34 protein-coding genes and 1 riboswitch are annotated in these 26,133 nt (G+C 43.7%); of the genes, 23 read left to right on the top strand and 11 right to left on the bottom strand.

Annotated elements, in window-relative coordinates; translation table 11 throughout:
- Nucleotides 1–15: 15 nt before the first annotated feature.
- Nucleotides 16–732 carry a class I SAM-dependent DNA methyltransferase gene (locus tag FD17_RS08480; protein ID WP_057825585.1) on the top strand — a complete coding sequence of 239 codons (717 nt, stop codon included), beginning with the start codon at nucleotides 16–18 and terminating at the stop codon, nucleotides 730–732.
- A gap of 235 nt (nucleotides 733–967) precedes the next feature.
- Here the strand turns inward: FD17_RS08480 and FD17_RS08475 are convergent, their stop codons facing one another.
- Nucleotides 968–1,318, bottom strand: a complete 351-nt coding sequence (locus FD17_RS08475) for a YisL family protein (protein ID WP_057825583.1) — start codon at nucleotides 1,316–1,318, stop codon at nucleotides 968–970.
- A 147-nt stretch (nucleotides 1,319–1,465) separates the two neighbouring features.
- Between FD17_RS08475 and FD17_RS08470 the strand changes: the two genes are divergently transcribed.
- The gene (locus tag FD17_RS08470) at nucleotides 1,466–2,113 is read left to right on the top strand and encodes a GPP34 family phosphoprotein (RefSeq protein WP_057825581.1); all 648 of its coding nucleotides are present in this window, start codon (nucleotides 1,466–1,468) and stop codon (nucleotides 2,111–2,113) included.
- Nucleotides 2,114–2,181: 68 nt separating this feature from the next.
- Here FD17_RS08470 and FD17_RS08465 read toward each other — a convergent pair whose 3' ends face one another.
- Complete coding sequence (locus FD17_RS08465; RefSeq protein ID WP_057825580.1) at nucleotides 2,182–2,553, bottom strand: hypothetical protein; 372 nt, start codon at nucleotides 2,551–2,553, stop codon at nucleotides 2,182–2,184.
- A gap of 74 nt (nucleotides 2,554–2,627) precedes the next feature.
- On the bottom strand, nucleotides 2,628–3,554 hold the full coding sequence (locus FD17_RS08460; RefSeq protein ID WP_057825578.1) for a glycoside hydrolase family 43 protein: 927 nt from the start codon (nucleotides 3,552–3,554) through the stop codon (nucleotides 2,628–2,630).
- Nucleotides 3,555–3,715: 161 nt separating this feature from the next.
- On the opposite strand from FD17_RS08460, the gene FD17_RS08455 reads away from it, so the two are divergent.
- The 12 genes from FD17_RS08455 (at nucleotide 3,716) to FD17_RS08405 (ending at nucleotide 14,950) form a co-directional block, all read left to right on the top strand.
- On the top strand, nucleotides 3,716–4,153 hold the full coding sequence (locus FD17_RS08455; RefSeq protein ID WP_057825577.1) for a hypothetical protein: 438 nt from the start codon (nucleotides 3,716–3,718) through the stop codon (nucleotides 4,151–4,153).
- A gap of 190 nt (nucleotides 4,154–4,343) precedes the next feature.
- Nucleotides 4,344–6,281 (top strand): ABC transporter ATP-binding protein/permease, encoded by a 1,938-nt coding sequence (locus tag FD17_RS08450; RefSeq protein ID WP_057825575.1) that lies wholly within the window; start codon nucleotides 4,344–4,346, stop codon nucleotides 6,279–6,281.
- 249 nt (nucleotides 6,282–6,530) lie between these two features.
- The gene (locus FD17_RS13075; protein ID WP_082617180.1) at nucleotides 6,531–6,668 is read left to right on the top strand and encodes a toxin-antitoxin system, antitoxin component, AbrB family protein; all 138 of its coding nucleotides are present in this window, start codon (nucleotides 6,531–6,533) and stop codon (nucleotides 6,666–6,668) included.
- 121 nt (nucleotides 6,669–6,789) lie between these two features.
- Nucleotides 6,790–7,656, top strand: a complete 867-nt coding sequence (locus FD17_RS08445; protein ID WP_057825573.1) for a DegV family protein — start codon at nucleotides 6,790–6,792, stop codon at nucleotides 7,654–7,656.
- Nucleotides 7,657–7,673: 17 nt separating this feature from the next.
- Complete coding sequence (locus tag FD17_RS08440) at nucleotides 7,674–8,198, top strand: DUF1836 domain-containing protein (RefSeq protein ID WP_057825571.1); 525 nt, start codon at nucleotides 7,674–7,676, stop codon at nucleotides 8,196–8,198.
- Between the two features lie 132 nt (nucleotides 8,199–8,330).
- Nucleotides 8,331–9,683: a DUF5776 domain-containing protein gene (locus FD17_RS13570; RefSeq protein WP_420864821.1), complete on the top strand. Its 1,353-nt coding sequence runs from the start codon at nucleotides 8,331–8,333 to the stop codon at nucleotides 9,681–9,683.
- A gap of 162 nt (nucleotides 9,684–9,845) precedes the next feature.
- Nucleotides 9,846–11,213: a DUF5776 domain-containing protein gene (locus FD17_RS13545; RefSeq protein ID WP_057825569.1), complete on the top strand. Its 1,368-nt coding sequence runs from the start codon at nucleotides 9,846–9,848 to the stop codon at nucleotides 11,211–11,213.
- Between the two features lie 161 nt (nucleotides 11,214–11,374).
- The gene (locus tag FD17_RS08425) at nucleotides 11,375–11,782 is read left to right on the top strand and encodes a hypothetical protein (protein WP_057825567.1); all 408 of its coding nucleotides are present in this window, start codon (nucleotides 11,375–11,377) and stop codon (nucleotides 11,780–11,782) included.
- 172 nt (nucleotides 11,783–11,954) lie between these two features.
- Nucleotides 11,955–13,082, top strand: a complete 1,128-nt coding sequence (locus FD17_RS08420; RefSeq protein WP_057825565.1) for a helix-turn-helix domain-containing protein — start codon at nucleotides 11,955–11,957, stop codon at nucleotides 13,080–13,082.
- Nucleotides 13,069–13,290 carry a PLD nuclease N-terminal domain-containing protein gene (locus FD17_RS08415; RefSeq protein WP_057825563.1) on the top strand — a complete coding sequence of 74 codons (222 nt, stop codon included), beginning with the start codon at nucleotides 13,069–13,071 and terminating at the stop codon, nucleotides 13,288–13,290. Before FD17_RS08420 ends, FD17_RS08415 begins: the two co-directional genes overlap by 14 nt.
- Entirely contained in the window at nucleotides 13,287–14,186 is a 900-nt protein-coding gene (locus FD17_RS08410; protein WP_057825562.1) for an ABC transporter ATP-binding protein, read from the top strand. Before FD17_RS08415 ends, FD17_RS08410 begins: the two co-directional genes overlap by 4 nt.
- A complete protein-coding gene (locus tag FD17_RS08405; protein ID WP_057825560.1) occupies nucleotides 14,183–14,950 on the top strand; it encodes an ABC transporter permease in 768 nt (255 codons plus the stop codon). The genes FD17_RS08410 and FD17_RS08405 overlap by 4 nt, the downstream gene beginning before the upstream one ends.
- Before the next feature lie 59 nt (nucleotides 14,951–15,009).
- Here FD17_RS08405 and FD17_RS08400 read toward each other — a convergent pair whose 3' ends face one another.
- Together FD17_RS08400 and FD17_RS08395 are read right to left on the bottom strand one after the other, a co-directional pair.
- Nucleotides 15,010–15,429, bottom strand: coding sequence for a hypothetical protein (locus tag FD17_RS08400; protein WP_057825558.1), 420 nt, complete (start codon nucleotides 15,427–15,429; stop codon nucleotides 15,010–15,012).
- A gap of 179 nt (nucleotides 15,430–15,608) precedes the next feature.
- Complete coding sequence (locus tag FD17_RS08395) at nucleotides 15,609–16,013, bottom strand: hypothetical protein (RefSeq protein ID WP_057825556.1); 405 nt, start codon at nucleotides 16,011–16,013, stop codon at nucleotides 15,609–15,611.
- A gap of 180 nt (nucleotides 16,014–16,193) precedes the next feature.
- A riboswitch (TPP riboswitch) is annotated at nucleotides 16,194–16,283 on the top strand.
- Between the two features lie 188 nt (nucleotides 16,284–16,471).
- Here FD17_RS08395 and FD17_RS08390 point away from each other — a divergent pair.
- On the top strand, nucleotides 16,472–17,185 hold the full coding sequence (locus FD17_RS08390; RefSeq protein WP_057825554.1) for a TenA family protein: 714 nt from the start codon (nucleotides 16,472–16,474) through the stop codon (nucleotides 17,183–17,185).
- A 77-nt stretch (nucleotides 17,186–17,262) separates the two neighbouring features.
- Here the strand turns inward: FD17_RS08390 and FD17_RS08385 are convergent, their stop codons facing one another.
- Nucleotides 17,263–17,904, bottom strand: coding sequence for a C40 family peptidase (locus FD17_RS08385; RefSeq protein WP_057825552.1), 642 nt, complete (start codon nucleotides 17,902–17,904; stop codon nucleotides 17,263–17,265).
- A 351-nt stretch (nucleotides 17,905–18,255) separates the two neighbouring features.
- On the opposite strand from FD17_RS08385, the gene FD17_RS08380 reads away from it, so the two are divergent.
- On the top strand, nucleotides 18,256–18,543 hold the full coding sequence (locus FD17_RS08380; RefSeq protein WP_057825550.1) for a phosphocarrier protein HPr: 288 nt from the start codon (nucleotides 18,256–18,258) through the stop codon (nucleotides 18,541–18,543).
- A gap of 259 nt (nucleotides 18,544–18,802) precedes the next feature.
- Complete coding sequence (locus tag FD17_RS08375) at nucleotides 18,803–19,225, top strand: hypothetical protein (protein ID WP_057825548.1); 423 nt, start codon at nucleotides 18,803–18,805, stop codon at nucleotides 19,223–19,225.
- A gap of 81 nt (nucleotides 19,226–19,306) precedes the next feature.
- Here FD17_RS08375 and FD17_RS08370 read toward each other — a convergent pair whose 3' ends face one another.
- Nucleotides 19,307–19,648, bottom strand: coding sequence for a helix-turn-helix transcriptional regulator (locus FD17_RS08370; protein WP_057825603.1), 342 nt, complete (start codon nucleotides 19,646–19,648; stop codon nucleotides 19,307–19,309).
- 14 nt (nucleotides 19,649–19,662) lie between these two features.
- Complete coding sequence (locus FD17_RS08365) at nucleotides 19,663–19,986, bottom strand: type II toxin-antitoxin system RelE/ParE family toxin (RefSeq protein WP_057825546.1); 324 nt, start codon at nucleotides 19,984–19,986, stop codon at nucleotides 19,663–19,665.
- A 210-nt stretch (nucleotides 19,987–20,196) separates the two neighbouring features.
- Between FD17_RS08365 and FD17_RS08360 the strand changes: the two genes are divergently transcribed.
- Nucleotides 20,197–20,937 carry a glucose 1-dehydrogenase gene (locus tag FD17_RS08360; RefSeq protein ID WP_057825544.1) on the top strand — a complete coding sequence of 247 codons (741 nt, stop codon included), beginning with the start codon at nucleotides 20,197–20,199 and terminating at the stop codon, nucleotides 20,935–20,937.
- Between the two features lie 106 nt (nucleotides 20,938–21,043).
- On the opposite strand, the gene FD17_RS13190 is transcribed toward FD17_RS08360, so the two are convergent.
- Together FD17_RS13190 and FD17_RS08355 are read right to left on the bottom strand one after the other, a co-directional pair.
- Entirely contained in the window at nucleotides 21,044–21,211 is a 168-nt protein-coding gene (locus FD17_RS13190; RefSeq protein ID WP_156653613.1) for a hypothetical protein, read from the bottom strand.
- 55 nt (nucleotides 21,212–21,266) lie between these two features.
- On the bottom strand, nucleotides 21,267–21,752 hold the full coding sequence (locus tag FD17_RS08355) for a YbaK/EbsC family protein (RefSeq protein WP_057825542.1): 486 nt from the start codon (nucleotides 21,750–21,752) through the stop codon (nucleotides 21,267–21,269).
- Between the two features lie 371 nt (nucleotides 21,753–22,123).
- Between FD17_RS08355 and FD17_RS08350 the strand changes: the two genes are divergently transcribed.
- Together FD17_RS08350 and FD17_RS08345 are read left to right on the top strand one after the other, a co-directional pair.
- On the top strand, nucleotides 22,124–22,828 hold the full coding sequence (locus tag FD17_RS08350; RefSeq protein ID WP_057825540.1) for a hypothetical protein: 705 nt from the start codon (nucleotides 22,124–22,126) through the stop codon (nucleotides 22,826–22,828).
- A gap of 19 nt (nucleotides 22,829–22,847) precedes the next feature.
- Nucleotides 22,848–23,723 carry a hypothetical protein gene (locus FD17_RS08345; protein ID WP_057825538.1) on the top strand — a complete coding sequence of 292 codons (876 nt, stop codon included), beginning with the start codon at nucleotides 22,848–22,850 and terminating at the stop codon, nucleotides 23,721–23,723.
- A gap of 208 nt (nucleotides 23,724–23,931) precedes the next feature.
- Here the strand turns inward: FD17_RS08345 and FD17_RS08340 are convergent, their stop codons facing one another.
- Nucleotides 23,932–24,348 (bottom strand): pyridoxamine 5'-phosphate oxidase family protein, encoded by a 417-nt coding sequence (locus FD17_RS08340; RefSeq protein WP_057825536.1) that lies wholly within the window; start codon nucleotides 24,346–24,348, stop codon nucleotides 23,932–23,934.
- A 345-nt stretch (nucleotides 24,349–24,693) separates the two neighbouring features.
- On the opposite strand from FD17_RS08340, the gene FD17_RS08335 reads away from it, so the two are divergent.
- The 3 genes from FD17_RS08335 to FD17_RS08325 all read left to right on the top strand — a co-directional run bounded on the left by FD17_RS08335 (nucleotide 24,694) and on the right by FD17_RS08325 (nucleotide 25,837).
- On the top strand, nucleotides 24,694–25,230 hold the full coding sequence (locus FD17_RS08335) for a sigma-70 family RNA polymerase sigma factor (RefSeq protein WP_057825534.1): 537 nt from the start codon (nucleotides 24,694–24,696) through the stop codon (nucleotides 25,228–25,230).
- A 101-nt stretch (nucleotides 25,231–25,331) separates the two neighbouring features.
- Nucleotides 25,332–25,580 carry a DUF1659 domain-containing protein gene (locus FD17_RS08330; protein WP_057825532.1) on the top strand — a complete coding sequence of 83 codons (249 nt, stop codon included), beginning with the start codon at nucleotides 25,332–25,334 and terminating at the stop codon, nucleotides 25,578–25,580.
- Nucleotides 25,581–25,609: 29 nt separating this feature from the next.
- Entirely contained in the window at nucleotides 25,610–25,837 is a 228-nt protein-coding gene (locus FD17_RS08325) for a DUF2922 domain-containing protein (protein ID WP_057825530.1), read from the top strand.
- Nucleotides 25,838–26,133 lie beyond the last annotated feature (296 nt).

Below are 26,133 nucleotides of genomic sequence, written 5' to 3'. Positions count from 1 at the left end.
AGGTGGTTTTTTGTGATGAAAGAAGCATTGTTTGACGGTTATGCCCAGGACTACGATGAGTGGTTCGTTGCCAATGAGAAGGTATTTTTGAGTGAGTTGGATTTATTGAAGACAAGCTTGGGCGATAATCCTGGCAGAACTTTATCCATCGGTAGTGGTAGTGGTTTGTTCGAGCAGGCTCTTCGCCAGCAGACCAACATTGATGTCCGTGAAGGTGTGGAGCCTTCCAAAGATATGGCAGCAATTGCCGAAAAGCGGGGGATGCAGGTCAGAATTGCAACTGCAGAAACTGCCGAGCTACCAGCTGACACGTACGACACAATTTATTTTAATGGCAGCTCAAGTTACATTGTCGATTTGAAATTTGCCTATGGAAATATTGCAAGGGCACTGAAACCTGGTGGCCGATTGATCTTGTTGGACGTACCCAAAGAAAGTGCCTATGGGATGCTGTATATGCTGGCAGATGCACTTGGCGGCTACCAGAATCAGCAATTATCCGGGGTATTACCAACGGTTCCATATCCGGAAGAATTCTTAAAATTATCGAATTGGCACACCACTCAAGAGAAGGCAAAAGTATTGACTCAAGACTTGGGGTTTGTTGATGTGTCGTACTACCAAACGTTGCTGGCCAATCCAGTCTATACGGATCAAGCGGTTGAAGAGACGATTTCTGGTTATAATAAGGGCGGTTATGTGGCAATTATTGCGCACAAGCAAAAGAACTGATGACTTGTTGAAAATTTGAAAATAACAAATGGCTTCGGAAATTTATTTTCCCGAAGCCTTTTTTATGATTTCGATATTTGTTTTAGTTTGTGGTTGCTCGACTGTTATCTAGCGTAAACGTGTTTCGACGGGCCTGGCGCTAACTTCTAAGGGTACTTTAATTAAAGTTCCAAGACCGGGAACTTCAATCAAAGTACCCTTAGAAACCGTGCCACCCAGCCCTCGTCACACTCTCCTAAAAGAAATACCATCCCGCCAATACCAACCCCAGCAGACTGGTTGCCACGAACACAATGCCCAGTGTCCACAAGATATTGGCTGACAGGTTATTGCGGTTCTTTCTCGCAAAGCCGATTTCCAATAATGCGATGACTGCCAATCCCAAGATGACCTTCAAGCTGCCCAGTACCGGGTCTCGTGGGACTCGGAACAGTGCCAGCATGAAGCCGGATGCCAGGATGGGGATGTACAGGACTCTGGTGATCATCATAAAGATCGTTGCCAGTTTGTCTTTGAGGGCGAATGACAAGAGGACTGTCACAATTAATAAAAGCCATGAAATTAAATGAATGTTTACCCAAATCAAAATAATTGCCTCCTAATATTTCTATGTTTTCAGTATAGTATCATCTATTCCCCATGTACAAATACTTAAAGGACATATTTCTTGCTAAGCGTTTTCAGATGGGCTATTTTTGAGGTAACGGAACTCGAATTCAAGGGGGTATTGATCATGGATGGGTTAACTTATACACAGGAATTTGTGTTATGCGTATTGAATCAAAAGCCAAAGGTAAGTGCGTTTAAAGATCGGAAAGTGGCCGCGTGCTTGTTGGTATCTGAAATTGTCGAATTGCTGAGGGATGGGGCGATGGAGCTGACACCGGCCAATCGGATGGTCATCGCCCCGGTTACCAAATCGCCAAATGATTATCTCACACCGATTACTGAGGACATCAAGGGAAGTCAGCCACAGTCCGTCAGCAATTACGTTCGAGACACAGTGCTGTCGATTCGCCGACACAAAGTGACCAAAATTGCTCAGGCAGCCTGCGATGATTTGGTAAAAGCTGGATACTTAGAGGAAGATCACAAAACCTATTATGATAATCAAACGGTGACGGATCGGATTTTGACGCAACTCTACAATGATGCAACGGCTAAAAAAGAGCCTTCAGAGAAAAACTCGATGTTGGCCATCCTGCTGGTCAACTCCGGCTTGATCCACCAAATCTTTCCTAAAGAAGAAGCTCAAACCGTTGAATTACGGCTGAAGGAAGTCATGAAATCAGACCAGTATCATTTGATTTCGGATGTTACCAAAAAGATTAATAAGGATTTGTCGGCGATTATCGAAGCTGTTTCGTTCGCTAAAAAATAAAATCGTGCATACTAAAAACCATCACAATCAGTTGGGAATTCGATTCTCCAACAGTTGTGATGGTTTTGTTATTTGGAATATTGACTTTGCAGGGCATTTAATGCTGTCACATAATTCATTGTTGGTAGCCGACCGTCTTTGAAGTCAGCCAACAAATCAGGCTCGAGACCACTTGCCGCAATGACCTGTTCATCGGATAGTTCTGCTTGCCTCTGGATTCCACTGATTCGTTCGAGAAGTTCCGTTGGGGACAAGCTCAACAGGTACAGACGTTGAATTTGGGTCAGCGTTCCTTCATACATACTTTTTGGCGCCGTCTTATCACGGTATGCCTTGATTTCTTCAGGGTCCAACTCGACAATGTTGAACAGGTAATCGTCGGCCAGGTTCAATTTCTCTTGATATGATTCAATTTTGGTGAGCATTTCATTAATTGTCATCGTCTAACTCCATTGCATTATTTTAAAATCTTCTTATCTATAATATGACAAATCAACGGAGATTTCTAATTGAATTAATATCGAGCCTGAAGGGCAGTGTATTCGGCCAGGGTTAAAGCCATGATCGAGCCGTGCCGTTTCTTGAGCGTGCCGAAGTCGTAATCAGGGGCTACCTCCCAGTCATCTGGGTTGGCACTGGTTAAGTCACCGGTTAAAATCGGCAGATAGCCACGGCCGTTATCAAATTGGTCAACGTAGACACACCATTTGTGTGCATCAGCCAGCCAGACAATTTCCGGGCCTTCAACAGTATCGCCATGAATCCCCAAACCCAAATCCTGAAGGGCCGTCACCTTTTCCCATGGTCCGGCAAGGGAAGCCGACTTTTCGATTGGAATTGTGCCATCACGAGATGCCCGGACAAATTGATCGCCGTCCTGAACCATGGTCATGTCAATCAATTCATGACCGGGGTATTTCGCATATGTTTTGGCGTCTTCAAAGTGAATGAAGTCTTCAGTATAGGCCGACCAGATTTCCATTTCATGGGTTTCTTTGTTTGGGGATGACCAGAAGACAAAATATTTTTCGGTATCCGGATCATAAACGGCTTCAGGTGCCCAGACACAGCCGGTATGCTGATCGACCATCTGGACCGCCCGGGGATCGGACCAATCAATCAGATCCCTGGAATCCCAGAAGATCAAATCTTGTGAGCCGGTGGTGGTCGCATCGGTGTTATGCCAGCCACCACGATGATAAATCGACAGCTCTGTGGCCATGATTGCAAAGCCAGTGCCATTCTGCTTTCTAATGATAAAGGGATCCCGGACACCTTTTTCACCAATGGTTGAGGTGAGGACTGGCTGATCGTGATTGATGTCAGTCCAGTGAAGGCCATCCTTACTAAGGGCAAAGTACAGTTGTTCTGCTTCGGGACTGTCTTCGGTTCCAGTGAAGAAAACGAACAGATAGCCGCCGTTTGTTGGTTGATTATTCAAAGTTGAATTCTCCTTTTTGAAAATTTTAGTAAAATAATGTTTGTCATTAATATAGCGCTTACAGTTTCGAATGTAAATGTCCATAATCCATATAAATGTAATCCTGAGTGTGATACGATAAATATGTAGCATATTCGAACAAACATAAGGTGGTAAATAAATTGGCAGAAAATAATAATTGGCAGTTAATGGCTGTTCGTTTGGATGGCTTGAACTTTGATCGTACGAACTTTAACCCACAAAAGGGTCCTCAAATCAATGCGGAAACTCAATTGGCATTACCTAACAACCTTGACGACAAGTCAACGATGTCAGTTGTTCAAGTGGTTTCAACATTTAAATTGTATGATGATGAATTAGCTAAGAGCTACTTCACCGCAAAAATTGCCGGCGTTTATCAAGTTCCCGGCAGCTTCACCAGTACTGATGACATTCAAAAGACAATTGATGGCGACAAGAACCTGCGTGACAGCTTTGCTCAACCAGTTGTCGATTACCTGGTTTCAACATTGGCCGACTTGACATTGAAAGCCTTTGGAACACCAACCATCTTGAAACGTGAACAATTGATTGACACATTGTTTGGTGCTAAACAATAAAATAATCGCGTGTCTGTCCGCAGGTTTTAAGCCGGCCAGCGAATACGATTTAAAATATGAAGCTCTGGTCAACCCAATGATCGGGGCTTTTTGAATTGTCAAAATTCAAATTCGATAGTACCCAAACCCACCAAACTGCGTTAAACTTAACCAATATGCTAATCGCAAAGCATCACGAATGGAGGACCACATGAGCTACTTAGAGCTGCATAATATTAAAAAATCCTATTATCTCGAAAATGAAGAATTCCCAGTCTTGACCGGTATCGACCTGTCATTTGACCAGGGCGAATTTGTCTCAATCGTCGGTGAATCCGGCGGTGGAAAGACCACTTTGATGAATATCATTGGTGGGTTGGACAGTAATTATTCCGGAGACGTTGTCCTAAACGGCAAGTCGCTTCGCCACGATACCGCCAAGCAGTTGGACGCATACCGGCGCCAAACCATTGGCTTTATTTTTCAAAACTTCGATCTGATCAGTCACCTGACCGTCTTTAACAACGTTATGGTTTCCCTGCAGATGACCAAGCTGAGCCATAAGCAGCAGGAAGCCCGCGCCCGCCAATTGCTTGAGCAGGTCGGCTTAAAAGATCATATGCGCAAATATCCCAACCAGTTGTCTGGTGGTCAAAAGCAGCGGGTGGCTATTGCCAGAGCTTTGGCATCTGATCCGGAAATTATTATTGCCGATGAACCAACCGGTGCATTGGACAGCCAAAATACTCAGGAAATTTTGGCATTACTGGATGAAATCGCCAAAGACGGCAAGCTGGTCATTACGGTTACCCACTCCGAAACGGTGGCTAATCACGGTACCCGGATTGTTCGTCTGGCTGACGGAAAAATCAGTGAGGACAAATCCATCAAGCAGGGTTATGAAAAATCCCAGGCCAATGAGCTTTCAACCCATACCCTGAGATTCGGGGCAACTTTGAAGATGGCGCTGGAGAACATGCGCTATAACTTGAAACGGAATCTGCTGATCGTCTTTGGGGCCGCTATCGGAATCTTCAGTGTGATTGTTATGCTGGGACTTGGTAATGGTGTTCAGGGGTATATTAACCACGAAATTTATTCGCAGGTTAACCCGAATGCTGTTCAGGTCACTCAAAACGTGTCGGATTCCAGCCAAGATCCAAGCAAGATCGTCATGAAAACCAAAGATCAAAACCGATTGAAGGACATCAAGAATGTGAAGCACGTTCAAGACGGTTACTTTGTTCAAGGCGGGACGCAGCTTCGGATGGGCCGGAAGAATGCATCCATTTCATTTATGCAGACATACAACCCGACTATGTTGACCAAGAGTATAACCAAGGGTCATGCGCCTAAGAACGGCGAGATCATGCTGACCAAGGAGTATGCCCAGAAGTTGAACAAGAAGCATCCTTATTCATTGGTTGGCAAGAAAGTGACTTTCTACCAGAACGCGTTGAATAAACAAAAGCACCCGGTTATGCTGAGCAAAACACTGAAAGTCAGTGGGATTGCCAAGGCAAATACCGGAGCTACTTCAGTTACTTACGACACAATCAAATCAATTTACAAATCAAAGGGCATCAAGATCCAGCCGACGTTTGTGACCGTTGTGATTAAGGGTGACGTCAAGAACGTTAAGCCGGTTCAAAATAAGATCAAGTCCTTCAAGAATGATAAGAAGAAGGCGACTTACCAAATTACCGGTGTTGGTGGGATGGTTGATACGTTGAACACCTACATTACATTGGCCGTCAACGTGTTGGCAACCATTGCCGGAATTTCACTGTTGGTATCTGCTATCATGATTATCGTGGTGCTCTACATCAGTGTGTCGGAACGGACCAAGGAAATCGGAATTCTTCGAGCATTGGGCTCATCAAAGGGCAGTATCAGAAACCTGTTCTTCTCTGAAGCCTTCTTCATCGGACTATTCTCATCAGCTTTGGCCATTGGCTTGGCAGAACTCCTGCAGGTTGTCGCCAATAACATTGCCCAACGAGGTATCAATTATTCAATTATGCAGATCACGCCGGGAAACATTATCTTCGGTTTCGTGGTCGCCATCTTCATCTCGCTGTTGGCAGCATTGGCGCCAGCGGCATCGGCTGCCCGATTGGATCCAATTGAGAGTTTGAGTTATGAATAAATAAGTGTGCGACGAGCCCCGGGTGACCCCGGAGCACAAGTGAAAAATGTCATTGATGAATGGTTCTTGTTCATCGATGACATTTTTTACTTGTGTAGCAGGGGTCAGGGGTGTCGGAGCATAGCTCAGAGGCAGAAGGCAGCAGTAAGCAAAATAAATGCTTCAACCCTTAAAAAATATCCCAAGATAAAAAATAATTCCCAAAATCATGATATGCTGATACATAAATAACGTTTTGGGGGCCAGACAATGACAGAGTTAAGCGAGCAACAACTACAGCATGACCGAAAAATAATCGAAGATGCTTTCAAGGATATTGATGAAGGTAAGTTATTAACCGAAGAAGACATGGAAAAACGGTTCGGGAAATACGGTTGGCACAAATAACAACGAGGATCATGCAATTTCTGCATGGTCTTTTTTAATAGCATTGACAACCCACATATGTGGTATACAATACTACATAAATGGTAATTAAAACTACGTACAAATAATAAGGAGACTTTCAATGTCTGAGAAGATTGCGATTCTAGCTGATTCCGGTTCTGATGTACCTGCAGAACTGTTAAATAAATACGATAATATCGCCGTTGCCCCGATGCTTGTTACCATGGCAGGCAAGGAGTATCGCGATAACGTCGACATCACGCCTGAAGAATTCTATGCTCGTCTTGATAAGGCCGATCAATTCCCCAAGACTGCCGCTCCCACCCGCGGAAGTGTTGAAGCAAAGGTTGATGAGCTGAGAAAACGCGGCTTTGATCACATCATCGGCATTACCGTGTCGGCCCATCTTTCGACCACTTTTGGGATTTTTACCAACGTGGCCAATGAATTAAGCGATTTTAAAATGGAAGTAATTAATACCAAAAACATTGGTATCGGCAGCGGTCTATTTGCTGTCTACGCCGAAGAAATGATTGATTGCGGCCAAACCTTTGACGAAACGATTAAATTCCTCAAACAGTCCGTCAAAAACAGTCGCACATTCTTCTACATTCCAAGTTTAAAATATTTGCGTGCCGGTGGTCGAATTGGTCGAGTGGCTGGTTTGATTGGTTCCGTATTGAACATCAAGCCGGTGATCGCCACTGATTCAGATGGCATTTATTTCCCAGTTGCCAAAGCCCGCTCTGAGCAAAAAGCCATTTCCAAAATGGTGGCATTAGTCGAAAAATTAATTTCAGATAATAAGAGTGTCAGGGTCGGGGTTGCCAATGGTGCCGATGTACCACTGCAAGAAAAAGTTTATGACCGTCTGCACGCAACTTTCCCACAATTAAAGATCTATCGCGGCAGCATTTCACCTGCACTGGGTGTTCACACTGGTCCCGGCCTTGTCGGCGTTGGTGTCCAAGTTGGCGAACGCGAATAATACAAAGGGGTGGTTGGATGCCAAAGAAGACCACGGAGCTTGAAGTCAGATTGCCAATGTGGGATGAACTGCCGACATTCTCTCTCCACTTGGATCAATTGTTGGACCTGACAAATGGTGTTTTGGAGCCAATCACAGGCGATAAAGTCACCAAAACGATGCTCCATAATTACTTTAAAGATAAAATTTTAGTGCCGCCGGTTAAGAAACGCTATTACCGGACTCAGCTGGCCGGTTCAATTGTAGTTGGTCTGCTTAAAAATATCTTCACGTTAAGTGAAGTCAAAGCAGGATTGATCACGATGCTGGGAACCGGTTCACCCAAAGCCGGCTACAACAACTTTGTGGTTATGTTCAACGAACAGGCAGCCAAGGTGGGCACGGAGATTTCGGATCCCACCAGTTTGGAACTGAAATCCGCCAATCAGGCGACATTGATGCAATACGACGCTGTTCAGTCAATTCTATTTTGGTTATTGGCCAAGTATCGATTGAACGACTTAATGGATAATGAACAAGAAGAAGCAGCGACAGAAAATTAATCTGTCACTGCTTTTTTGCATTCCAAACCCTGATTTGTATTTTTACTTCTCAATTTGTTAAAATATTCCCAAACATTCATTGTATAATTAAGTTAAAGAATTAATGATGCATCGATTATGGGAGGGATTTGAATGATTAAACGACTAAATAAATTTAGTTTGATGATGTTGGCGTTGGGGGCTGTGCTGCTGGCATTTTTGGTTGGTGGTTCGAATGCACAAGCTGCATCTGGGATAGTTGATCCAACTGGAGCCGAAGCTACCATTAATATTGTTGATACAAAAGGGAATAAGTTAAGGGATCCACAGGTAAATACATACAAGCCTGGTTTGAAGAATGTGGATGTAAAGATTCCTGGATATGATGTAAATACCACATTACATGAAGTTGATTTCTTGTTTAATTCCAAATTATCTCCAAACTACAAGACCAGTATCTACGAGGTTAATGACAAAACGGGTAACTTGGACAGCACCCAAACCTATGTGTCATCATCCGACCACCAAGAACTTTCTAAGGCTACACTTGAAGCACAATTTGGAAGCTTGGCCACGGTTAATGAGGGACTTGCAAAAATCGTTGAAGTATACGGGTTGGGAATTACATTCGCATCCAACCCGGGCGACCCATTTGCTGCAGCAGCTTCTATGGGTGTTCCTGAGACCATCAATGTCGTTTACGACTACCAAGAAGCTACAATGCCCGTTGAATACATCAACGACAACAATGGTGCAGTTGTCAAAACGGATACGATTAAAGGCTTCCTCGGCAAAAAGGGGACATACACACCAGTTGTTCCATCCGGCTATCAGTTGGTTACCAGCTCACCAGTCAGTTATGACTTGAACAGCAAGAGTAATGCCAAGATGACAATTCACATCGTGCCGATTCCTGTAACACCAGTCACACCGACACCAACTCCAACACCGGTAACTCCAACTAATCCATATTGGAATCCAACTACCAACAAACCGGCTGATGGCAAGACCGGCCTGCCGGAATATGCAAATGTGAAGAAGACTGCCGTTTATGCCGTAAAGCCAATTTATATGTACAGTTCACCGACATTTAACAAGAATGACCGGATTGCTAAGTATCCAAAACAGAAGCGGATTAACCGGCCAATGTTTGTCATCACCGGTTACAATCGCTCCAATAATGGTGCATTGCGATTCAAAGTTCGTGATATCAATGAAGGTACCAAGAACTATGGCAAGACTGGGTATATCACTGCTAAGCGTGCCTACGTATTGAACCTATATTACCGTTCAATGCCCAAGAACAACAAGATCACCGTTATTGCCAAAGGTGGCGTCAACTCATACAAGACGGCCAGCTTAACCGGTAAGACTGCCCACTACAAGAAGGGCAGTCGGCTTCACGTTAAGAAGCTCGTTAAACATAATTTGACCACTCGTTATCAGTTGACTAATGGCCGTTATGTATCAGCTAATAAGACGCTGGTTATTCAAGGAAATTATTAAGATAGTGAAACCAAAGGACTCGGAGCATTTTGCTGCGAGTCCTTTTTCGTTTACAAACCATAATTTTTATTTTGATGCCATAATTTGTTAAAATATTCCTAAACACTTATTTGTATGCTTAAACTAAATAATTGATCGTGCATTGATTATGGGGGGATTTGAATGATTAAACGACTTAATAAATTCAGTTTGATGGTGCTGGCCGTGGGGGCTGTGCTACTGGCATTTTTGGTTAGCGGTTCGAATGCACAAGCCAATGTTGATCCAATTGGGGCTAAAGCAACCATTAACATTATCGATACTCAAGGAAATGTATTAAAGGAAGCACAAACCATTACATACAATACTGGTGTTAAGAATGTGAATGTAACTGTTCCGGGGTATCCGGTTGCGGACACTTTAAATAACGTTGTATTGCAGTATGACAATTCTGACTTGTCACCGGTCTACAAATCAAGAAAGTTTACAGTAAATGAAAAAGATCAAACGGTTGATGCCTATCAAACTTATATAGACAATCGTGTGCCAACAACTAATTCAGAAAGTAAGAAAGATCTCCAAAAGAAACTTGGTGTCACCATTACTAGCATGAGTGATGGTCTGGCAAAATTTTTTGACTTTATGAGATACGGAATTACCTTCTATCGTTCCAATGCGGTTTCATTGTCCTACTTAGCCAGTGGGGGAGTTCCAACCTCCTTCACTGTTGTCTACGACTACCAGGAAGCCACCATCCCCGTCGAATACGTCAACGATAACAATGGTTCCCTTATCAAAACTGATACGATTAAAGGATTTCTCGGCGAAAAGGGAGCGTACACTCCAGTTGCGCCATCCGGTTATCAATTGGTCACTAACTCACCAGTCAGGTATGACTTAAGTAGTAAGGCCAATGCTAAGATGACGATTCACCTTGTGCCAATTCCTGTAACCCCTGTTACACCAACTCCAACCCCAACGTCAACACAGACACCAACGACCCCTACCAATCCATACTGGAATCCAACCACCAACAAACCAGCAGATGGCAAGACCGGCCTGCCGGAATATGCCAATGTAAAGAAGACGGCAGTTTATGCGGTTAAGTCAATCTACATGTACAGCTCACCAAACTTTACGAAGCATAATCGGGTTGCCAAATACAACAAACAAAAGCGGGTTAACCGCCCAATGTTTATTGTGACTGGCTATGCCCGTTCCAATACCGGCACACTCCGATATAAAGTTCGTGATGCCAACCAGGGTTCGAGGAACTATGGCAAGACTGGCTATATCACAGCTAGACGGGCCTATGTGCTGAATCTGTATTACCGTTCAATGCCTAAGAACAACAAGATCACAGTGATTGCCAAAGGTGGCGTCAACGCGTACAAGACAACCAGCTTAACCGGCAAGACTGCCCATTACAAGAAGGGCACCCGGCTTCACGTTAAGAAGCTGGTTAAACATAATTTGACCACGCGTTATCAATTGACTAATGGCCGTTATGTATCAGCTAATAAGACGCTGGTTATTCAAGGAAACTATTAATTAAGATGGTAAGATCAAAGGACTCGAAGCGAAATGCTCCGAGTTCTTTTTTATAACGACGATTAAATTTCAAGAATTCGTTCTGCCCAAAGTTCATAACGCGTATACTTAATCCATAAATATGAAATCCAATCGTTAATACCCAATGAGGAGGAGTTCAAGTGACGTATCTCGAAAAGATTGCGCATATATACATTGAAAACCAAGTGAATCACAAGTCTGGCAGTGCCTTTTTCCAAATTGATCCCGATCAGTCAAACATCAAATTGAATATTGAATGGTGGTATTTCAACCTGCAGCTGGACAAGTCCTATTTTGTCGATGTGAGCATGAATCGCGATGGGGAAGAAATGCTGATCAATGAGCAAATGATTCCGGTAGAAAAAATGGAGACGGATGATCCATACTTATCGATGTGTGCTTCATATGCTCCTGAGCTCCTAAAACCCAAAGCAGGATCGTATCAGTTCAGCGTCACCCTAATGGATGAGGATCAGAATATATGTGATTTCATTCAATCATACTTTGAAATTCAAGTTAAAGAGAAAACACCCAAACCCACAGCATAATATCATGTGAAATACCAAGAGTGCCCAGAGCCCACAAGCTCCGAGCATTTTTTTGTCACTTTATGCCATGTATCCTATTGGTTGACTTTTGCCATCATTAATCGACAACCACTCCATATACTTTGCTAACAAACCCACCTATAATTATCAGTAAAGAGAGGAGTTGGCGCATATGCGGGTCAATATTGGACCAGTGCTGGTCAGCCAGCGGAAGAAACGGGGGATCACCCAACAGCAGTTGGCAGATTTTATCGGTGTATCCAAGGGCGCGGTATCCAAATGGGAAACCGGACAGTCATATCCGGATATTTCATTACTGCCGGCGTTAGCGAGTTACTTCGATTTGCGGATTGATGACTTGATGGATTATGAACCTCAATTATCCGCTAAAGAAATTCAAAATATATATCGTTCGTTGAAGAAGTCTTTTACCACCGAGCCAGGAGACAAGGTGCTCACAACCATGCGGAGTTTCGTTCGCCGCTACTATGCCTGTTACCCATTTCTTCAGCAAATGGGGATGCTTCTGCTGAATCATTTTGATTTATTGCCGGGAAAAGACATGCAGGACAAAACGGCCAAATATGTATCGGAAGCCCAACAACTGTTTATTCGCGTACGAAAGAATTCGGATGATACCGAGTTGAAACTAAGAGCGCGAAACATGGAAGCTTATTCGCTGCTTCTGCTCAACAAACCAACAGAGGTGCTTTCACTGTTAGGAACGACGACACCGGAATATATCCCGACGGAGAACCTGATTGCCAGTGCGTATCAAATGCAGGGGAAAACCGAACAGGCTCAGGCAGTTTATCAAAGCGCGATGTATCAGGCATCCAGTGTGGGGATGTCCTACTTCACCAATTATCTGGTATTGCTGAACGATGATCCAGACAGATTTGGAGAAACCTATCAACGGGGTCGGGCATATGCTGATGTGTTTGCATTAGCATCCCTCAATCCCGCCGTGTATCTCAACTTTCTGCTTTCTGCGGTGATGGGATTTGCCCACCAACAGAAAGCAGATGAAGTCTTCGCCGTCTTAACCGACTACACAGATACGCTAGCCGATACGAAGTTCCCACTCGTCCTCCACGGCGACGCGTATTTCGACAAAATCGACAGTTGGTTGGACCACTTGGATATCGGCAGTGAAACACCGCGTAATTCCGAGATGGTCGAGCAGCAATTGATCGGGATTGTACTCAATGATCCTACTTTAGCGCCTTTCCGAAACGATGAGCGTTGGGCGCCGCTTGCTGATAAATTAAAGGAGATTAATCAAAATGCACACGAATAATGTTCAAATACTGATTGACTATTGGCCAATCTTGCTGCCGGTTGTTCTACTCGAATTTGGTTTGATGATCGCCGCGGTGGTTCATGTCTTGCGCCACCCCCATTATCGGTTTGGTAATAAACTATTATGGCTTGTAATCGTCGTGGTATTTCAAATTATCGGGCCAGTTGTTTACTTCGTCTTTGGGAGAGGAGAGTCCGATCAATGAGCGACATATTGACGCTGGAACACGTGCAGAAAAGCTTTGGCACCAAGCATGTCCTCCAAGACTTGAGCTTTAGTATTCCCCGCGGCTCAATCTTTGGCTTTGTTGGGGAAAACGGTGCTGGTAAGACGACGACCATGCGCTTGATCTTGGGCTTGGGAAAGGCAGATGCCGGAACCATTCTGGTAAATGGCGACAAGGTCAGATTCGGTGAAACCAAGACCAATCGGATTACCGGATATCTGCCAGATGTGCCGGCATTCTATGATTACATGACGCCAGCCGAGTACTTACGCTTGTGTGCCGACATCGCAGCAGTGCCGAACGCCAATGAGAAGATTGATCAAATGCTCCAATTGGTGGGGCTAAAAAATGACAAACACCGGATTCACGGCTTTTCACGGGGGATGCGCCAGCGACTGGGGATTGCCCAGGCACTGCTGAATGATCCGCAACTGCTAATCTGCGATGAACCAACCAGTGCATTGGACCCGGCAGGCCGTGCGGAATTTTTAGATCTATTGTATTCCTTAAAGGATAAAGTAACTGTGCTGTTTTCCACCCATATTCTTAGCGATGTTGAGCGGATCAGCGACTGGGTGGGTATTCTCCATGACGGTCGGGTCCAAGCCTGTGACACCTTGGCTAACCTGCACGCATCATATGGCCATCGACAGGTTGTCATGACTTTTGCCACCACGGCCGAAGCCCAGAAATGCGCCGAACTATTCCAGGGAACTCAGCATGAAGAAGCAGTCACTCTGACTTATCATGGCGAATATGCCCCAATGATGAAAAGCACCCTGCAAAAATTATTAGCTGCCAACCTAACGCCAGTGAGTCTGCGTAAAGCAGATCCAACCCTGGACCAAATCTTCATGGAGGTGATCAAGAAATGAGAGATTTACCGGTATTTTTCAAAAAAGAACTTCTCGAAACATGGCGGACGTATCGTTTCTTGATCCTGGCTGTAGTCTTTCTGGTGTTTGCATTGATGAGCCCCTTGATCGCCAAACTGACCCCGGAAATCATGAAAATGAGCTTTGGCAAGACAATTGGCATTAAGATTCCTGCTCCGACTTCAGTGGATTCCTGGACCCAATTTTATAAGAACATCGCTCAAATGGGCATCTATGTGGTCGCCATCATGTTCGGCGGCACCATGAGCCAGGAGATGTCGAAGGGGACGCTGGTCAATCTGGTCACCAAAGGCCTGCCTCGCTGGACGGTGATTGGCGCGAAGTATCTGGTGTTGCTATGCCAGTGGCTGGTTGTCACAACCGGTGCATTCCTGGTCACTTGGGGATATACGGCGTACTACTTTCCAGACAGTAAGAGTCCCGATGTGTTTGCTGCTTTTGTGCCGCTGCTGATCTTTGGCGTGTTCTTTCTCGCAGTCATTTTGTTTGGCTCAACAATGGCTCGCAATAATTATGGTGGTCTGTTGTTCACAATTTTGATCATGGCAGTGCTGTACATGATTAATTTGTTCAAACAAGCTCAAAACTACAATCCGGTGTCTCTAATTGGGGATAACATGGCGATCCTGCAGGACACCAAGGATTTGGCAAAGTTAGCGCCGGCGATTACCATTGCAGTAGTCGCTGCGCTTGTCCTTGTGGCAGGCAGTGTAGCAGTTTTGAATAAGAAATCGTTGAAATAATCATGGTACAGACATAAAAAGTGTTCGAAGTTAAAAAACTTCAAACACTTTGTTGATTTCTATTTAATTCTCAATAATACTAATCCATGCCCGGTAATCGTCCACAGAACCGGCATCTGCTGAACGGCTTCTGGAAACATCCGCCAGTGGCCTTCCGGACTCTTTAACTTTTTGGTTGCTTTTAGATCCAGGTCATTTAATTGCAGCTGCTGTCCGCGGGGGAGATTATCGATCGTATACAGCATGTATAGATCAAATTCATTTTCGGGGATGTTGGTTTTGCCGGTGATCGGATCGTATTGATAGGTGCCGGGTTCGACTTCCACGTCATATTGGGGCGTTTGCCCCTCATATAAGCGGGGTTCCGGCTTCTCAGCTTCCTGCATTGGATCGCCGTCTCCGCTGATCATACTGAAGCAGACCAGGGCAATGCCAAAACAGCCGATTGCAATCATGAACAATAGTCCATACGAATTCATTATGATCCCCCCAGACATTCATTAGTACTCCATTATAATTCAATACGAAGGTCAGAGGGTAATTTTAGTTATTCAATAGATAGTCGGAATTGATAGGGATGCCAGAAGCCCATAATTACCTCAGTTAAAAAAGCGTTCGCCCTTACCGTTGAGGTAACAGCGAACGCTTTTCCATTCTTTCAGTCCTGTTGTTGGAAGGTGTCGTTTCGATGCTCAAATACCAGATTTTCTACATAAAGTCTGAGCTTATCAGGCATTGTCACGGGAACCAACATGAAGACCGTGCAATCATCGTGGGTTGCAAATATCGTATCTTTTACAACGTCATCAACTTTGAAGACGCCATCCACTGAACGATAAACATCATGTCCAAGCTCAGATGCAGTGTATCCAATGGCATCACTCATTTCATCCATGGGTGTGTTTGCAACGGTCTTAGTCAGCCCCAACACATCACCATTATCAAAATCAAAAATATGATAACGTCTGTCGTTTGGAGCAAATGTTTTAACAATCGCTCTGTAATGGTGGTGCGACTCCTGCTTGTATTTCTTCTTAAATTGCTTCAATTTTGCGGCATTCACTATTTAAAAACTCCTAACATGTGTTCATTGATTACCAGGGGGCTTCGTGATTCCAAATAAATTGGTTATAGCATACAACATTCACCAAGCGAGCACAATTCAAATTGAATTATCTCAATCACCAATTTTAGTTGTCTTTTCTAATCACCCCACATATAATCAATGGTGTAAAACAAAATAAACCGTGGTCTGGGGTGCCGAAAGGCTGAGAAATACCCATTGAACTTGATGCAGGTGATGCTGCCGAAAGAAGTGCCAGAGTGCGAGGAGCAACGGGTGACGTGTTTTCTAAAGCGGAATTGATTAAAATCCAGGTTTTGGATTTAAATCAATTTTGACTTAGAAGTAAGCGTCAGTTGCTCCGAGCACGTTTAATCAAAGTAACATTGGCGCTCAAAAAAGAAAGCCAATGTTATTTTTTTAGCCTCAAAGTCCCCGCCACACCAGGAGGAACAAACATGTCACTATCACAAGATATTCTATTTGAAGCCCAGCCGTACCTGATCGCCAATGAAAAGCACCCATTCGTCCAGGGAATCATCCATGGTGAATTATCCCCGGACCAGCTCCGCTACTACGATGAGCAGGACATCGCCTTTGAATACAACGAAGTCGGCATCATCAACGCGCTTGTCAACTACAGTACCAACACCGAGCAGGCGTTATTATTCCACAAACGCCAGGATCTTCAGTTAACCATGTTACGTGACTGGCTGGCCCGTGAACCTGAAACAATGCCTCATGATTGGGAGACCCTCAAGCAGACACCGATTCAGCCGATTAACCAGATGTACCGCCAGCACATGGCCGCAACCATTCAAACCCACAGTGTTCTGCAGATTCTGCCGTCATTCGCCGCTGGAGAGTGGATGTACATTGAACTGGGTAAATGGATGAAGTCTCAAACCAGAGTTCAGGATGAACCGTTCAAGTCCTTCCTCACGATGGGAAATGGTGACTTCGAAGGCCCTCATGGCTACATCCAGCAGTTCTTCAACATCATTGACCACGAAGCTGAATCCGCCACCCCACGCGAGCAGGAACAGGCTAAGCAGACGTTCTTAAAGAGCTGCCTGCTGGAGTGGTATTTCTGGGATGCTGCCTACAAGCAAATCACCTGGGATAACTGGAAAGCTGTTGCCTTGGATGGCAAGGGCGGGCCAATGCTTTAATCAACGACAAATTAAAGAGGTGTCCTTTCCGAAATCGATCGGGAAGGGCACCTCTTATTTGCGTTCCATAAAATGAATTATCCGTTGACGTGGCCGGCAAAGCTTGGCATAAATGCCGAGTTGATGGTTTCAACTTCAACGTTTTGTCCTGGTTGTGGTGCGGCAACGTACTGGTTATTGCCGATATAAATGGCAACGTGGTACGATGCGCCTTCATTGCCCCAGAACAGCAGGTCGCCGGGTTGAGCGGCTGAGACAGCCTTTTTGGTGACGTGGCTTTCCTGAGTCACAGTGTAGTGGCCGAGGCTGATGCCGGCGGCTTTCTGGTAGACATAATCAGTCAAACCGGAGCAGTCCATTCCGTTGAGCGACTCGCCACCCCAAACGTAGGGGATGTTTTGAGTTGCCAGCTGTTTGGCTAAGCTGACCACTGCGTCTGCCTTTGATGAAGTTGTGCTGTTGGCAGTCGTTGTTGAAGCGGTGGTCGTTGTCTGACCACTGTAGTTCTGGTTGTAAGTGTTGTTGCTTGAAGTTTGACCATTATAGTTCTGGTTGTACCCGGTGTTGTAAGAATTCTGGTCATTGTAGCTTTGATTGTAGCTGGTATTATAAGAATTCTGTCCGGCATTGTTGTACGTATCGGCACTTGCAGTTGTGACCGCGCCACCCATGATGGCACCGGCAACGGCGAAGCTCAAAATTGTCTTGCTAAGTTTCAAAAGAACACCTCATTTTTTATTTGGTGACTGCATCATAATGGATGAACTTTGCAGGACGGTTACAGTGAATTTGTGATCCAATGACGAAAGATTTCAGACTGAAATAGTGTTAAAGATTTGGTATGGGAAGCCTAAAGATTCCCTTGGAACGGTTGACAAGAACAATCAAAATGTTGATTGTTCGATAAAATCAGAAAAATCTTTATGAAATTTCACGAACCTCTTATATTTTTCCTCTAAGTTTACTAAATATGGGCTAGACCTATTGATTATTTTTTAGAAAACGCTTACAATACATTTTAATATATTAGTTGAACTTTTACTCACAATCAATCTAAGAGGCGAATTCATATGGAGACGAACAAATTCAAGGTTCTAGCAGAAACGGGTATCATGTCACGGCCGGCAACCCGCCTGGTCATGGCAGCACAAAATTACGTATCGGCCGTCACTGTGACTTATAATGGCAAGACAGTTAATCTAAAGTCCATTATGGGTGTGATGTCGTTGGGGATTCCGCAGGGCAGCTACATCGAAATATCAACCAGTGGTGATGACGAAAAAGAAGCCATTGCCGGGATCAAGGAACATTTGGAAAAAGATGGCGTTGTCCAGGAAGTTACGGTTGACGCCGATTAGTCTGGCATTACTGAATATGTAGAGTGGGGATGCGGTCAGATTGACTGCGTCCTTTTTTCTATGAAGTGAAAATTAGAACGAAAAATGCTTAAATTTTCAGTTGACTGAAAATTTTGGCATTTTTGCTCAATATTTTCAATGAACTGAAAATCTCACAAGTATCTCTGATTAACCCAAGGCATCCCATCAGTTGATAGCGCCTTCAAAATGTTGTAGCATTTATCATGAAAGCAAAAACTTATAGACATGGGATGAGAATATGGCAGACGAAAATAACGAACAAATCAAAAAAGTTAGTCGTGAGAACTTAGACGACATCGTACCAACATTAACGCGAATGATCAGTGATCCGGATGGCAACTTTTCCATCTTTGACTGGGGTCATGGTGAGATTATCGGCATTGTCCAGCATCACAAGGACTATCCGGACACGGCTATTGAAGATGTATTGAATCAAGGAGTTTCAAGTGGTCTCGGTTACAAATACGAACCAGTCGACGAGGAGCACTTCCAAGTTGAAGGCAATGACCGCAAGCTGGTCAAGGGCATTGTGGCATCCAGAGACGCCGCTGTCCTGATCGATCCAGAGATTCCCGAGAATATTCTGGACTATCTCAAGGTCGATATGCTCAATACGTTGGGCGTACCGGGACTGCACACTGAGTATCCAGGTGAATATTAAATTTAAACACATAAGACCGTTTCCCGTGCTGTCAACAGCACGGGAAACGGTCTTATGTGTTTAAATAAGTGATTTTAGAATCTAGCCAATATTGACCCAATCATATCTCTTAAGGAAGTTGTCTGATTTATGCTGTTCATCATCGTTGGCTAGTTCTTCGTCTTTTGCTCGACGAAGCTTAAAGCTGGAATCTAAATTAAGCAACAGTTGGCTGGAAATTCCCATCACCTTTTCAATTCGTAAGGCCAAGACTTCGTTAATAAATCGTTTACGCTGGAGAATCTCAGAAATATGCTTTTGACTAACGCCAAGACGTCCAGCCAGATCGGTTTGAGTAATGTGGTAGAAGTCCATTGTTTCCTTAATCAAATCAGCAGCTGAACTGGTGTGATATTGGCGAATTCGATTTTCTCGATGCAACATGTCAATCAACTCCTTCAATGGTAATCCTCAATCGATAATATTTGAATGGTCACAATGTCAGTCTTGATAACTGACAACCGGTCATTTTTATCATACCCTTCAAAAATTATGCGGAAATTACGACTTACATCAACTGCAAATTTACCTTCTAAATTGTTATGTAATCGGTGACAGCGGGGTGGGGGATCTGAAGGAATTTGTTGTAAAGTTTGTGCGCCGTCAAATTCATCAAGACGAGCTTGGATTCTTTTGGCACGATCAGTTCCAAAACTTTTTACTAGTAGTCGTGGATTGTTTAAAGTTTTAGCGAGTTTCCTAGTTTCAGCAAAGTATTCCATTTCTCTTACCTCGAAGTTATTATACCAAATTGGTATAAAGCTTTCAACAACTATGTTTATATATGTGCTGTGGCATTCCATGTTCATATGTTGCACTAATAAGCCCAACAAAACTCGAACGTCTATTTGTTGTACAAACTATAAAGTATGGCGTATGCTTGCATCATAAAAGTAAGCGCTTACTAAAAGTAATTAAAGGAGGCCCTAGCTATGAGTCGTTTAGATGGTAAGGTTGCAATTGTTACTGGTGGGGTTAGTGGATTTGGTTTGGCAGCTGCGAAGCTGTTTGTACAAGAAGGTGCCAAAGTTACAATTACTGATGTCAATGATTCCAAAGCGGAAGGTGCTTTGGAAGAAATTGGTAAGGACAGCGCAATATTCGTTAAACAAGATGTTTCCAAAGAAGAAGATTGGGAGCCGGTATTCCAAAAGACCGTTGAGGCATTTGGCCCGGTTAACGTCCTGCTTAACAATGCGGGAATCTTAGTCTTCGATGATGCAGAACACGTAAGTCTCGAGAAGTGGCACCAGATATTATCCGTTGATTTGGATGGGGTAATGCTGGGAACGAAGTATGGCATCAAGTATATGAAGGACAAGGGCGGATCGATCATCAACCTGTCATCGATCGCCGGCCTGATCGGAATCGATAATCTCTATTCATACAATGCAGCCAAGGGTGGCGTTCGTTTGTTAACAAAATCCGCCGCTCTGTATGCTGCTAAAGAGCACTATCCAATCCGGGTTAACTCCATTCACCCAGGGTATGCCCATACCCCAATGGTGGATGCTTATCCTGAACTCAAAGAAACTTTGGAGAAGCTTCATCCAGTTGGCCGTTTGGCAGATCCAAAAGAAATCGCCAACATGGCATTGTATCTGGCTTCGGATGAGTCATCATTCTCAACCGGTTCAGAATTCGTGGTTGATGGTGGATATACCGCACAATAATGATTTGAAATTAACATGCAAAAAAGCTGGCAACCGAAAAAATCCGGTTGCCAGCTTTTTCGTGCCTAATACACTTAAGCTGATATTCAGTTAAGGGAAGCTAACCTTAAAACACCATTGGTTCCTTTGAGAAAATATAGTATTCAATCAATCCATAGTAGTCATCAAGTTCCTGATTGCATCGAACCTTGACGCCATCTTTGTCACAATAATAGATCCGGCCGTTGTTAAATTCCAAATAAAATGTGCTTTCTCGAAATACATGTTGTTCCATCCTAATCACCTCAATAATTAGATACGTGAAAACAACTTGATTTTTGTTATTTAATTTAATTAATAATCGTGGGAACTTTCCCCATCGCCGCCAGCACCTTCAACAAATCCCCATACGACATCAATATCGTTGCGGTATTCACATTAGGATGCGTGGAAATTTCCGGCATACTTTCCAGTGACTTGTTCAACAGCACCTTCACCTGGTCGTCCTTGTCATGCATCAATGCCAGGGGCGTCACCATGCCCGACACCACGCCGAGATGCGCTTCCAATTCTTCCTCGCTGGCGAACTTCAGCCGGCTGTGAGCCAAGCCGAGCTGGTCGGTTAGTGATTTAAAATTCACCCGGTGATTGTCAGTCAGATACAAGTAGAACTGATCACTCTTTTTATCTTTCAATAGTAAATTCTTCACCTCGGGCAGTCCCTTTGGTGCGTTTGGATCATCCATCGTCCAAATGGCAGGGTGGTCGACCCGCCGATATGTAATGCTCACCGAATCCAGCAGATCCAGGGCTTCTTGTTCTGTTGCCATCTTCATCGAATCACCTCGTTAAGTACATATTATACGCAAAAACAGGCCCCATGAATCGGCGAAATCCAATCCATGGGGCCTATTTATTTAGCATCAACGCAGAAAATGATTAATCCATCACTTAATAAATGTAAATATTAGAAATCACTTTGTGAAAACGGCCAATATAAATTAGGTGTTACTAATATTATACATAGTTATAAATGAAAAATATGACAATTACGTTAATCAATAACGTATCAGAAATGCTTTGATAACGGCATCTTCAAATTGTAACTCAAAAGATGTAAATCTAAGCAAACTAATAAACGTTATGATATGATTTTTCACAAGCATTGAAAAATGTGACCTATTCTAATTTCATTGGAGGAGATATTATGCATTTATCGGGGATTGTTAAGGGGATATCCTTGACGTTATTGGCGGCGTTATTACTTGCTGCAATAGGGACACCTGTATCGTACGCGTCTGAGATAGGTAATCAACGTGCTCAAATAGTAAAGGTTGTTAAAGATGACCCAGCACCACTGAAAAAGGCCACCGCTTTTAAGGCTTTCTCAAGTTCATCTGAGGACGATCTTTACAACGGAATATCTCAACAAAGCAATTCCATAGACTACACCAGATTAAAGATGGATATTCAGAAGATGGACAATAGTCAACTATCTAATGTCAAAGATAAAATGATCGCATCTGATGAACAGCGGTTGGATTCATTGAAGAACGCATTAACCTCGGAAGTCTCAACGCAAGACATCAAGTCTGCATTGCTAAGCCTAAATGTTAGTGAGGTAAGGGATGCACTTAATGACGAAAAGGATTCGATCATTAACAAGGTAAACGGGAGTGGCTTGGATGATGAAGCACAAAAACAAGAATTGAATGATTTAAATGATTTCTTGGATAAACTGCAGAGTCTGACTCAAGCCCAATATCGTGATTATGTTAATGGAATGGCCAAAGATGAACTACAAGATCTGACAAATACTGCCAATCAAGCAATCAAAGACATTCCTTTGCAGAAGCAAAAGCTTAACGATCAAATCGATTCACTGAGTCATGCAAAGGGCGAAGACACTTAAGCTGTCTGAGCAGAAATATTTGTACTCTCGAGAAGATGCCGATGCACGCACTGGCGTGAACCGTAATAATAAGGATACCTGGCTTGAAAGCATCCTGAACGGTATTGCTGTAGGAGCACTTGTTGTTGGCTTACCGGTAGTTACGATGACATCAACTATCTTTACAGGAAACGTTGCATTACTAGCAGTATTCCTAAGCTACACAGGAATATACAGTGTGGGGGCGGTGCTTTTTGCACTCACAATTTTTGGACTCATATTTGTACCAGCCGCAGTTCTTGGCGCTGGCTTGAATATCATAGGGAGTGCCGTAGCATTATTGCTTCTAGGGGTTACTACTTTATTTTTCGCGGGTTCACTGATTTTCCCAATTATCGGAGGTATCATTGGAGGCGTGATTGCGCTGGGACTTGGATTGTTCCCTAGTTCCGCAGTTCAAGCTGATACAGCGATCAAGTCGCCGACCGACAATACAAATCCTAAGCTCATTAAATATAGTCAGACGTTGGATGACGGGACAACTGTTGATTTGTCGAAAAAAATCGATATTGAAAAGGGCAGAACCTATACGATTCAAACACGTGCTGACAATCTCCACACTGCAGCACTGCAGAAACCTTTCCCAACTCAGCTGGAAGTCGGCCTTTCAAGTTCGGCAACAACGATGAGTGATGTTGGTTCGGAAAAGGTTTCAGACTTGAAAGCCGATTCTAAAATTGCAGGCGTCACCATAAACAACATTTCTTTTAAGGCACAAGCCGATACGACTATTTACCTGGATGCAGTTGCACCAAGTCCACTATTACGAGATGATCCGAATGATCCTGATCTGGGGGCAAATCTCAATTTGTGGAGCGTTGACATTCATGTCAGCAGCGTACCAACTAACAACTAAACAACACTATCTCTTGGATAAATAAGTTTGGGAAAATTGTTATTAAGAAGCTGGCCAATATCTATTGGCTGGCTTTTTTTGCTTTGAAAAATAGCTGTTGCGGTAGTCAGCAATGAAGGAGGGTGTTCAGGATTATACGCAAAAACAGCCCCTTGAACTGGAGAAATCCAATTCAAGGGGCCTGCTTATTTAAAATATATTCTGTTAATTAGTCTTTTACAGGTTTGTTCTCAATTTCGATACCTGCGTTCTTGCCGGCATCCAAGCTAACCGTGCGGTCAACTGAGATGACCACGGCAGCGAGTGCTTTAGGCAGCTTCTTCTCTGAAGCCCATTCTTGTGCTTCCTTAAAGATATCATCATCTTGATGAATCGTAGCTCGACCTTCGACCCGGAAACCTTTCATTCCAGGGAAGGGATGAAATGCGGCCGCAATCTTTGGATTGACCTGAACGTTATGCCATGATTGATGGCCGGTCTCTTCGTTGTAAATTAAATGTTCATCATCCAGTACCCGCAGTGTTCCCTTGGGGCCGATCTGTGGATTGCCGTTTTCATCAACGGTTGCCACAAAGCCGAATGCGTCTTTTACCAGTTGTTTTTGTTCGTTACTTAAAGTTGCCATATGTGAACCTCCTATATTAGTAAACAAACTCCAGCAGTCATCATTATGATGCTCCAAATGATATTGCCTCTTTCAATCTTACACCAGAATTCAGATAACCTGGCAATGGAGCCTCGATGAAAACGAGGGATGCGCGGATAACCGCATATATACGTAAGAACTCTGAAAAATATTCAAATTTCAAAAAAATCGCCAGCATCCACCTCACTGAAAACCGCCAATCCCAGTGTTTTCACGCATTTTCAACGCCAAAACTGTCCCGTTGTTCGCCTACTTCTTCCTATATATACTTCTTTCTTGTGACATTGGCCAATGGATCACTAAAAAAGACAAGGTGGATTCATAATGACACACGACAAGAAGCAAATCGAACTGTACCAAGACGCATTCAACTTTCTGCTGGACGGCGACCATGAACTGGTGGTGTACGGCGTGCTGAAGAAGCTATATATCCGCCGGGACAATCCCTACTATGATGACCTGGTGCAAGAGGGGATGGTGGCGTTCGTCGAGAAGTATATCCAGGCGATCGGTCTCAACAAAGAACCCGACTCCTATCTGGTCTTCATCTACCAGGGTGTCTATTGGTACCTGTTGGATTACCTCCGAAAAGAAATGCGCCACCGCGCAGGCATAGAAGAACCTGATGATAAAACCAACTTGATGGAAGAACTTGAGGATAAGAAGAAGTCTGTCGGCTACTATGACACTCACATTCTTTCCGATGAGTTAATGAAGCAGCTGACATCCGATGAGACTCGCTATCTCACACTGGCATATGATTATGGCATGAATATCTCAGAAATTGCCCGGGAGTGTGAAGCGTCCAGAACCACCGTATACCAGTGGCGGCGGGGTGTGATCAAGAAATTCCAAAAATAATCAAAATAATCTGAACACTTTGGCCCCCTCATTTCGTTACTAGTATATGTAAGGGTTGGCGCCAACGACTTACAAATTAAAAAGTCAAAAGGAGAATGAACATGCAAAAAGATTGGATGAAATCAAATGTTAGCTTTACGTTGGTCAATGAGGATCATAAGAAGGGTGTTAAGCATTCTTTTGCGTACGTTGCTCAAAATGTAACTGCAGAAAAGATCGCCGCATTCGGTAAGATCCTTGAAGACCTCATTGATGGCAACATCACTGACGCAGCCGTATCTTCAACTGATCACGTTGAATTAAGCGATGCACCAAAAGCTCAGACTGCACCAGCCGCACCACAAGCGTAATTATAACTAATTAATAGGAGGAAACACACATGCGTAAATTAGAATTGGTATTCAAATCATCAGACGAAAAGCTTAAGACTCTGTCAATCAACTATGCCAACGGGGACTTGAGTGCAGAAACTGTTACCAAAGCCATGGAAGACATCTCTAAGTTAAAGATGTTCGATCGTGACGGCGTTGATCCATACGCCACACCAATCGCTGCTCAATATCGAAAGACTGAAATCAACAAATTGTTCGATACCCGCGGCGAATAATTCATAAGGGTAATTAGCTACAGCTACGATAAAGGGCCAACAATGGAAGCAATTCCATTGTTGGCCCTTTTGCTATGCCATAATGCATGCATTATCAAAAATGACCTCAAATCCCGAACAAATCACTTACAAAAAGGCAGTAACTAACGCCATCATGACGCCCAATGGGAACACTGTGTTACAAAATCGTTGCAAGTGTTTCAATTCCAAGTTATCAGTTCAATTATCTTGCGATATAAGTAATAAGAAGCTATTATTAATGTTGTAGAAAGTTTAGGTCAGCTCTACTTGAAGCG

This window comes from Lentilactobacillus sunkii DSM 19904, assembly GCF_001435575.1.
GTDB lineage: Bacteria > Bacillota > Bacilli > Lactobacillales > Lactobacillaceae > Lentilactobacillus > Lentilactobacillus sunkii.
The sequence above is the reverse complement of the archived record's forward strand: the minus strand, read 5'-3'. Positions and strand labels throughout refer to the sequence as shown.

Bases quoted from the DNA above. Each gene is read 5' to 3' on its own strand.
- FD17_RS08480 (WP_057825585.1), top strand. From the start codon at position 16: ATGAAAGAAGCATTGTTTGACGGTTATGCCCAGGACTACGATGAGTGG.
- FD17_RS08470 (WP_057825581.1), top strand. From the start codon at position 1,466: ATGGATGGGTTAACTTATACACAGGAATTTGTGTTATGCGTATTGAAT.
- FD17_RS08465 (WP_057825580.1), bottom strand. From the start codon at position 2,553: ATGACAATTAATGAAATGCTCACCAAAATTGAATCATATCAAGAGAAA.
- FD17_RS08450 (WP_057825575.1), top strand. From the start codon at position 4,344: ATGAGCTACTTAGAGCTGCATAATATTAAAAAATCCTATTATCTCGAA.
- FD17_RS13075 (WP_082617180.1), top strand. From the start codon at position 6,531: ATGACAGAGTTAAGCGAGCAACAACTACAGCATGACCGAAAAATAATC.
- FD17_RS08445 (WP_057825573.1), top strand. From the start codon at position 6,790: ATGTCTGAGAAGATTGCGATTCTAGCTGATTCCGGTTCTGATGTACCT.
- FD17_RS08440 (WP_057825571.1), top strand. From the start codon at position 7,674: ATGCCAAAGAAGACCACGGAGCTTGAAGTCAGATTGCCAATGTGGGAT.
- FD17_RS13570 (WP_420864821.1), top strand. From the start codon at position 8,331: ATGATTAAACGACTAAATAAATTTAGTTTGATGATGTTGGCGTTGGGG.
- FD17_RS13545 (WP_057825569.1), top strand. From the start codon at position 9,846: ATGATTAAACGACTTAATAAATTCAGTTTGATGGTGCTGGCCGTGGGG.
- FD17_RS08420 (WP_057825565.1), top strand. From the start codon at position 11,955: ATGCGGGTCAATATTGGACCAGTGCTGGTCAGCCAGCGGAAGAAACGG.
- FD17_RS08415 (WP_057825563.1), top strand. From the start codon at position 13,069: ATGCACACGAATAATGTTCAAATACTGATTGACTATTGGCCAATCTTG.
- FD17_RS08410 (WP_057825562.1), top strand. From the start codon at position 13,287: ATGAGCGACATATTGACGCTGGAACACGTGCAGAAAAGCTTTGGCACC.
- FD17_RS08405 (WP_057825560.1), top strand. From the start codon at position 14,183: ATGAGAGATTTACCGGTATTTTTCAAAAAAGAACTTCTCGAAACATGG.
- FD17_RS08400 (WP_057825558.1), bottom strand. From the start codon at position 15,429: ATGAATTCGTATGGACTATTGTTCATGATTGCAATCGGCTGTTTTGGC.
- FD17_RS08390 (WP_057825554.1), top strand. From the start codon at position 16,472: ATGTCACTATCACAAGATATTCTATTTGAAGCCCAGCCGTACCTGATC.
- FD17_RS08380 (WP_057825550.1), top strand. From the start codon at position 18,256: ATGGAGACGAACAAATTCAAGGTTCTAGCAGAAACGGGTATCATGTCA.
- FD17_RS08375 (WP_057825548.1), top strand. From the start codon at position 18,803: ATGGCAGACGAAAATAACGAACAAATCAAAAAAGTTAGTCGTGAGAAC.
- FD17_RS08370 (WP_057825603.1), bottom strand. From the start codon at position 19,648: ATGTTGCATCGAGAAAATCGAATTCGCCAATATCACACCAGTTCAGCT.
- FD17_RS08365 (WP_057825546.1), bottom strand. From the start codon at position 19,986: ATGGAATACTTTGCTGAAACTAGGAAACTCGCTAAAACTTTAAACAAT.
- FD17_RS08360 (WP_057825544.1), top strand. From the start codon at position 20,197: ATGAGTCGTTTAGATGGTAAGGTTGCAATTGTTACTGGTGGGGTTAGT.
- FD17_RS13190 (WP_156653613.1), bottom strand. From the start codon at position 21,211: ATGGAACAACATGTATTTCGAGAAAGCACATTTTATTTGGAATTTAAC.
- FD17_RS08355 (WP_057825542.1), bottom strand. From the start codon at position 21,752: ATGAAGATGGCAACAGAACAAGAAGCCCTGGATCTGCTGGATTCGGTG.
- FD17_RS08350 (WP_057825540.1), top strand. From the start codon at position 22,124: ATGCATTTATCGGGGATTGTTAAGGGGATATCCTTGACGTTATTGGCG.
- FD17_RS08340 (WP_057825536.1), bottom strand. From the start codon at position 24,348: ATGGCAACTTTAAGTAACGAACAAAAACAACTGGTAAAAGACGCATTC.
- FD17_RS08335 (WP_057825534.1), top strand. From the start codon at position 24,694: ATGACACACGACAAGAAGCAAATCGAACTGTACCAAGACGCATTCAAC.
- FD17_RS08330 (WP_057825532.1), top strand. From the start codon at position 25,332: ATGCAAAAAGATTGGATGAAATCAAATGTTAGCTTTACGTTGGTCAAT.
- FD17_RS08325 (WP_057825530.1), top strand. From the start codon at position 25,610: ATGCGTAAATTAGAATTGGTATTCAAATCATCAGACGAAAAGCTTAAG.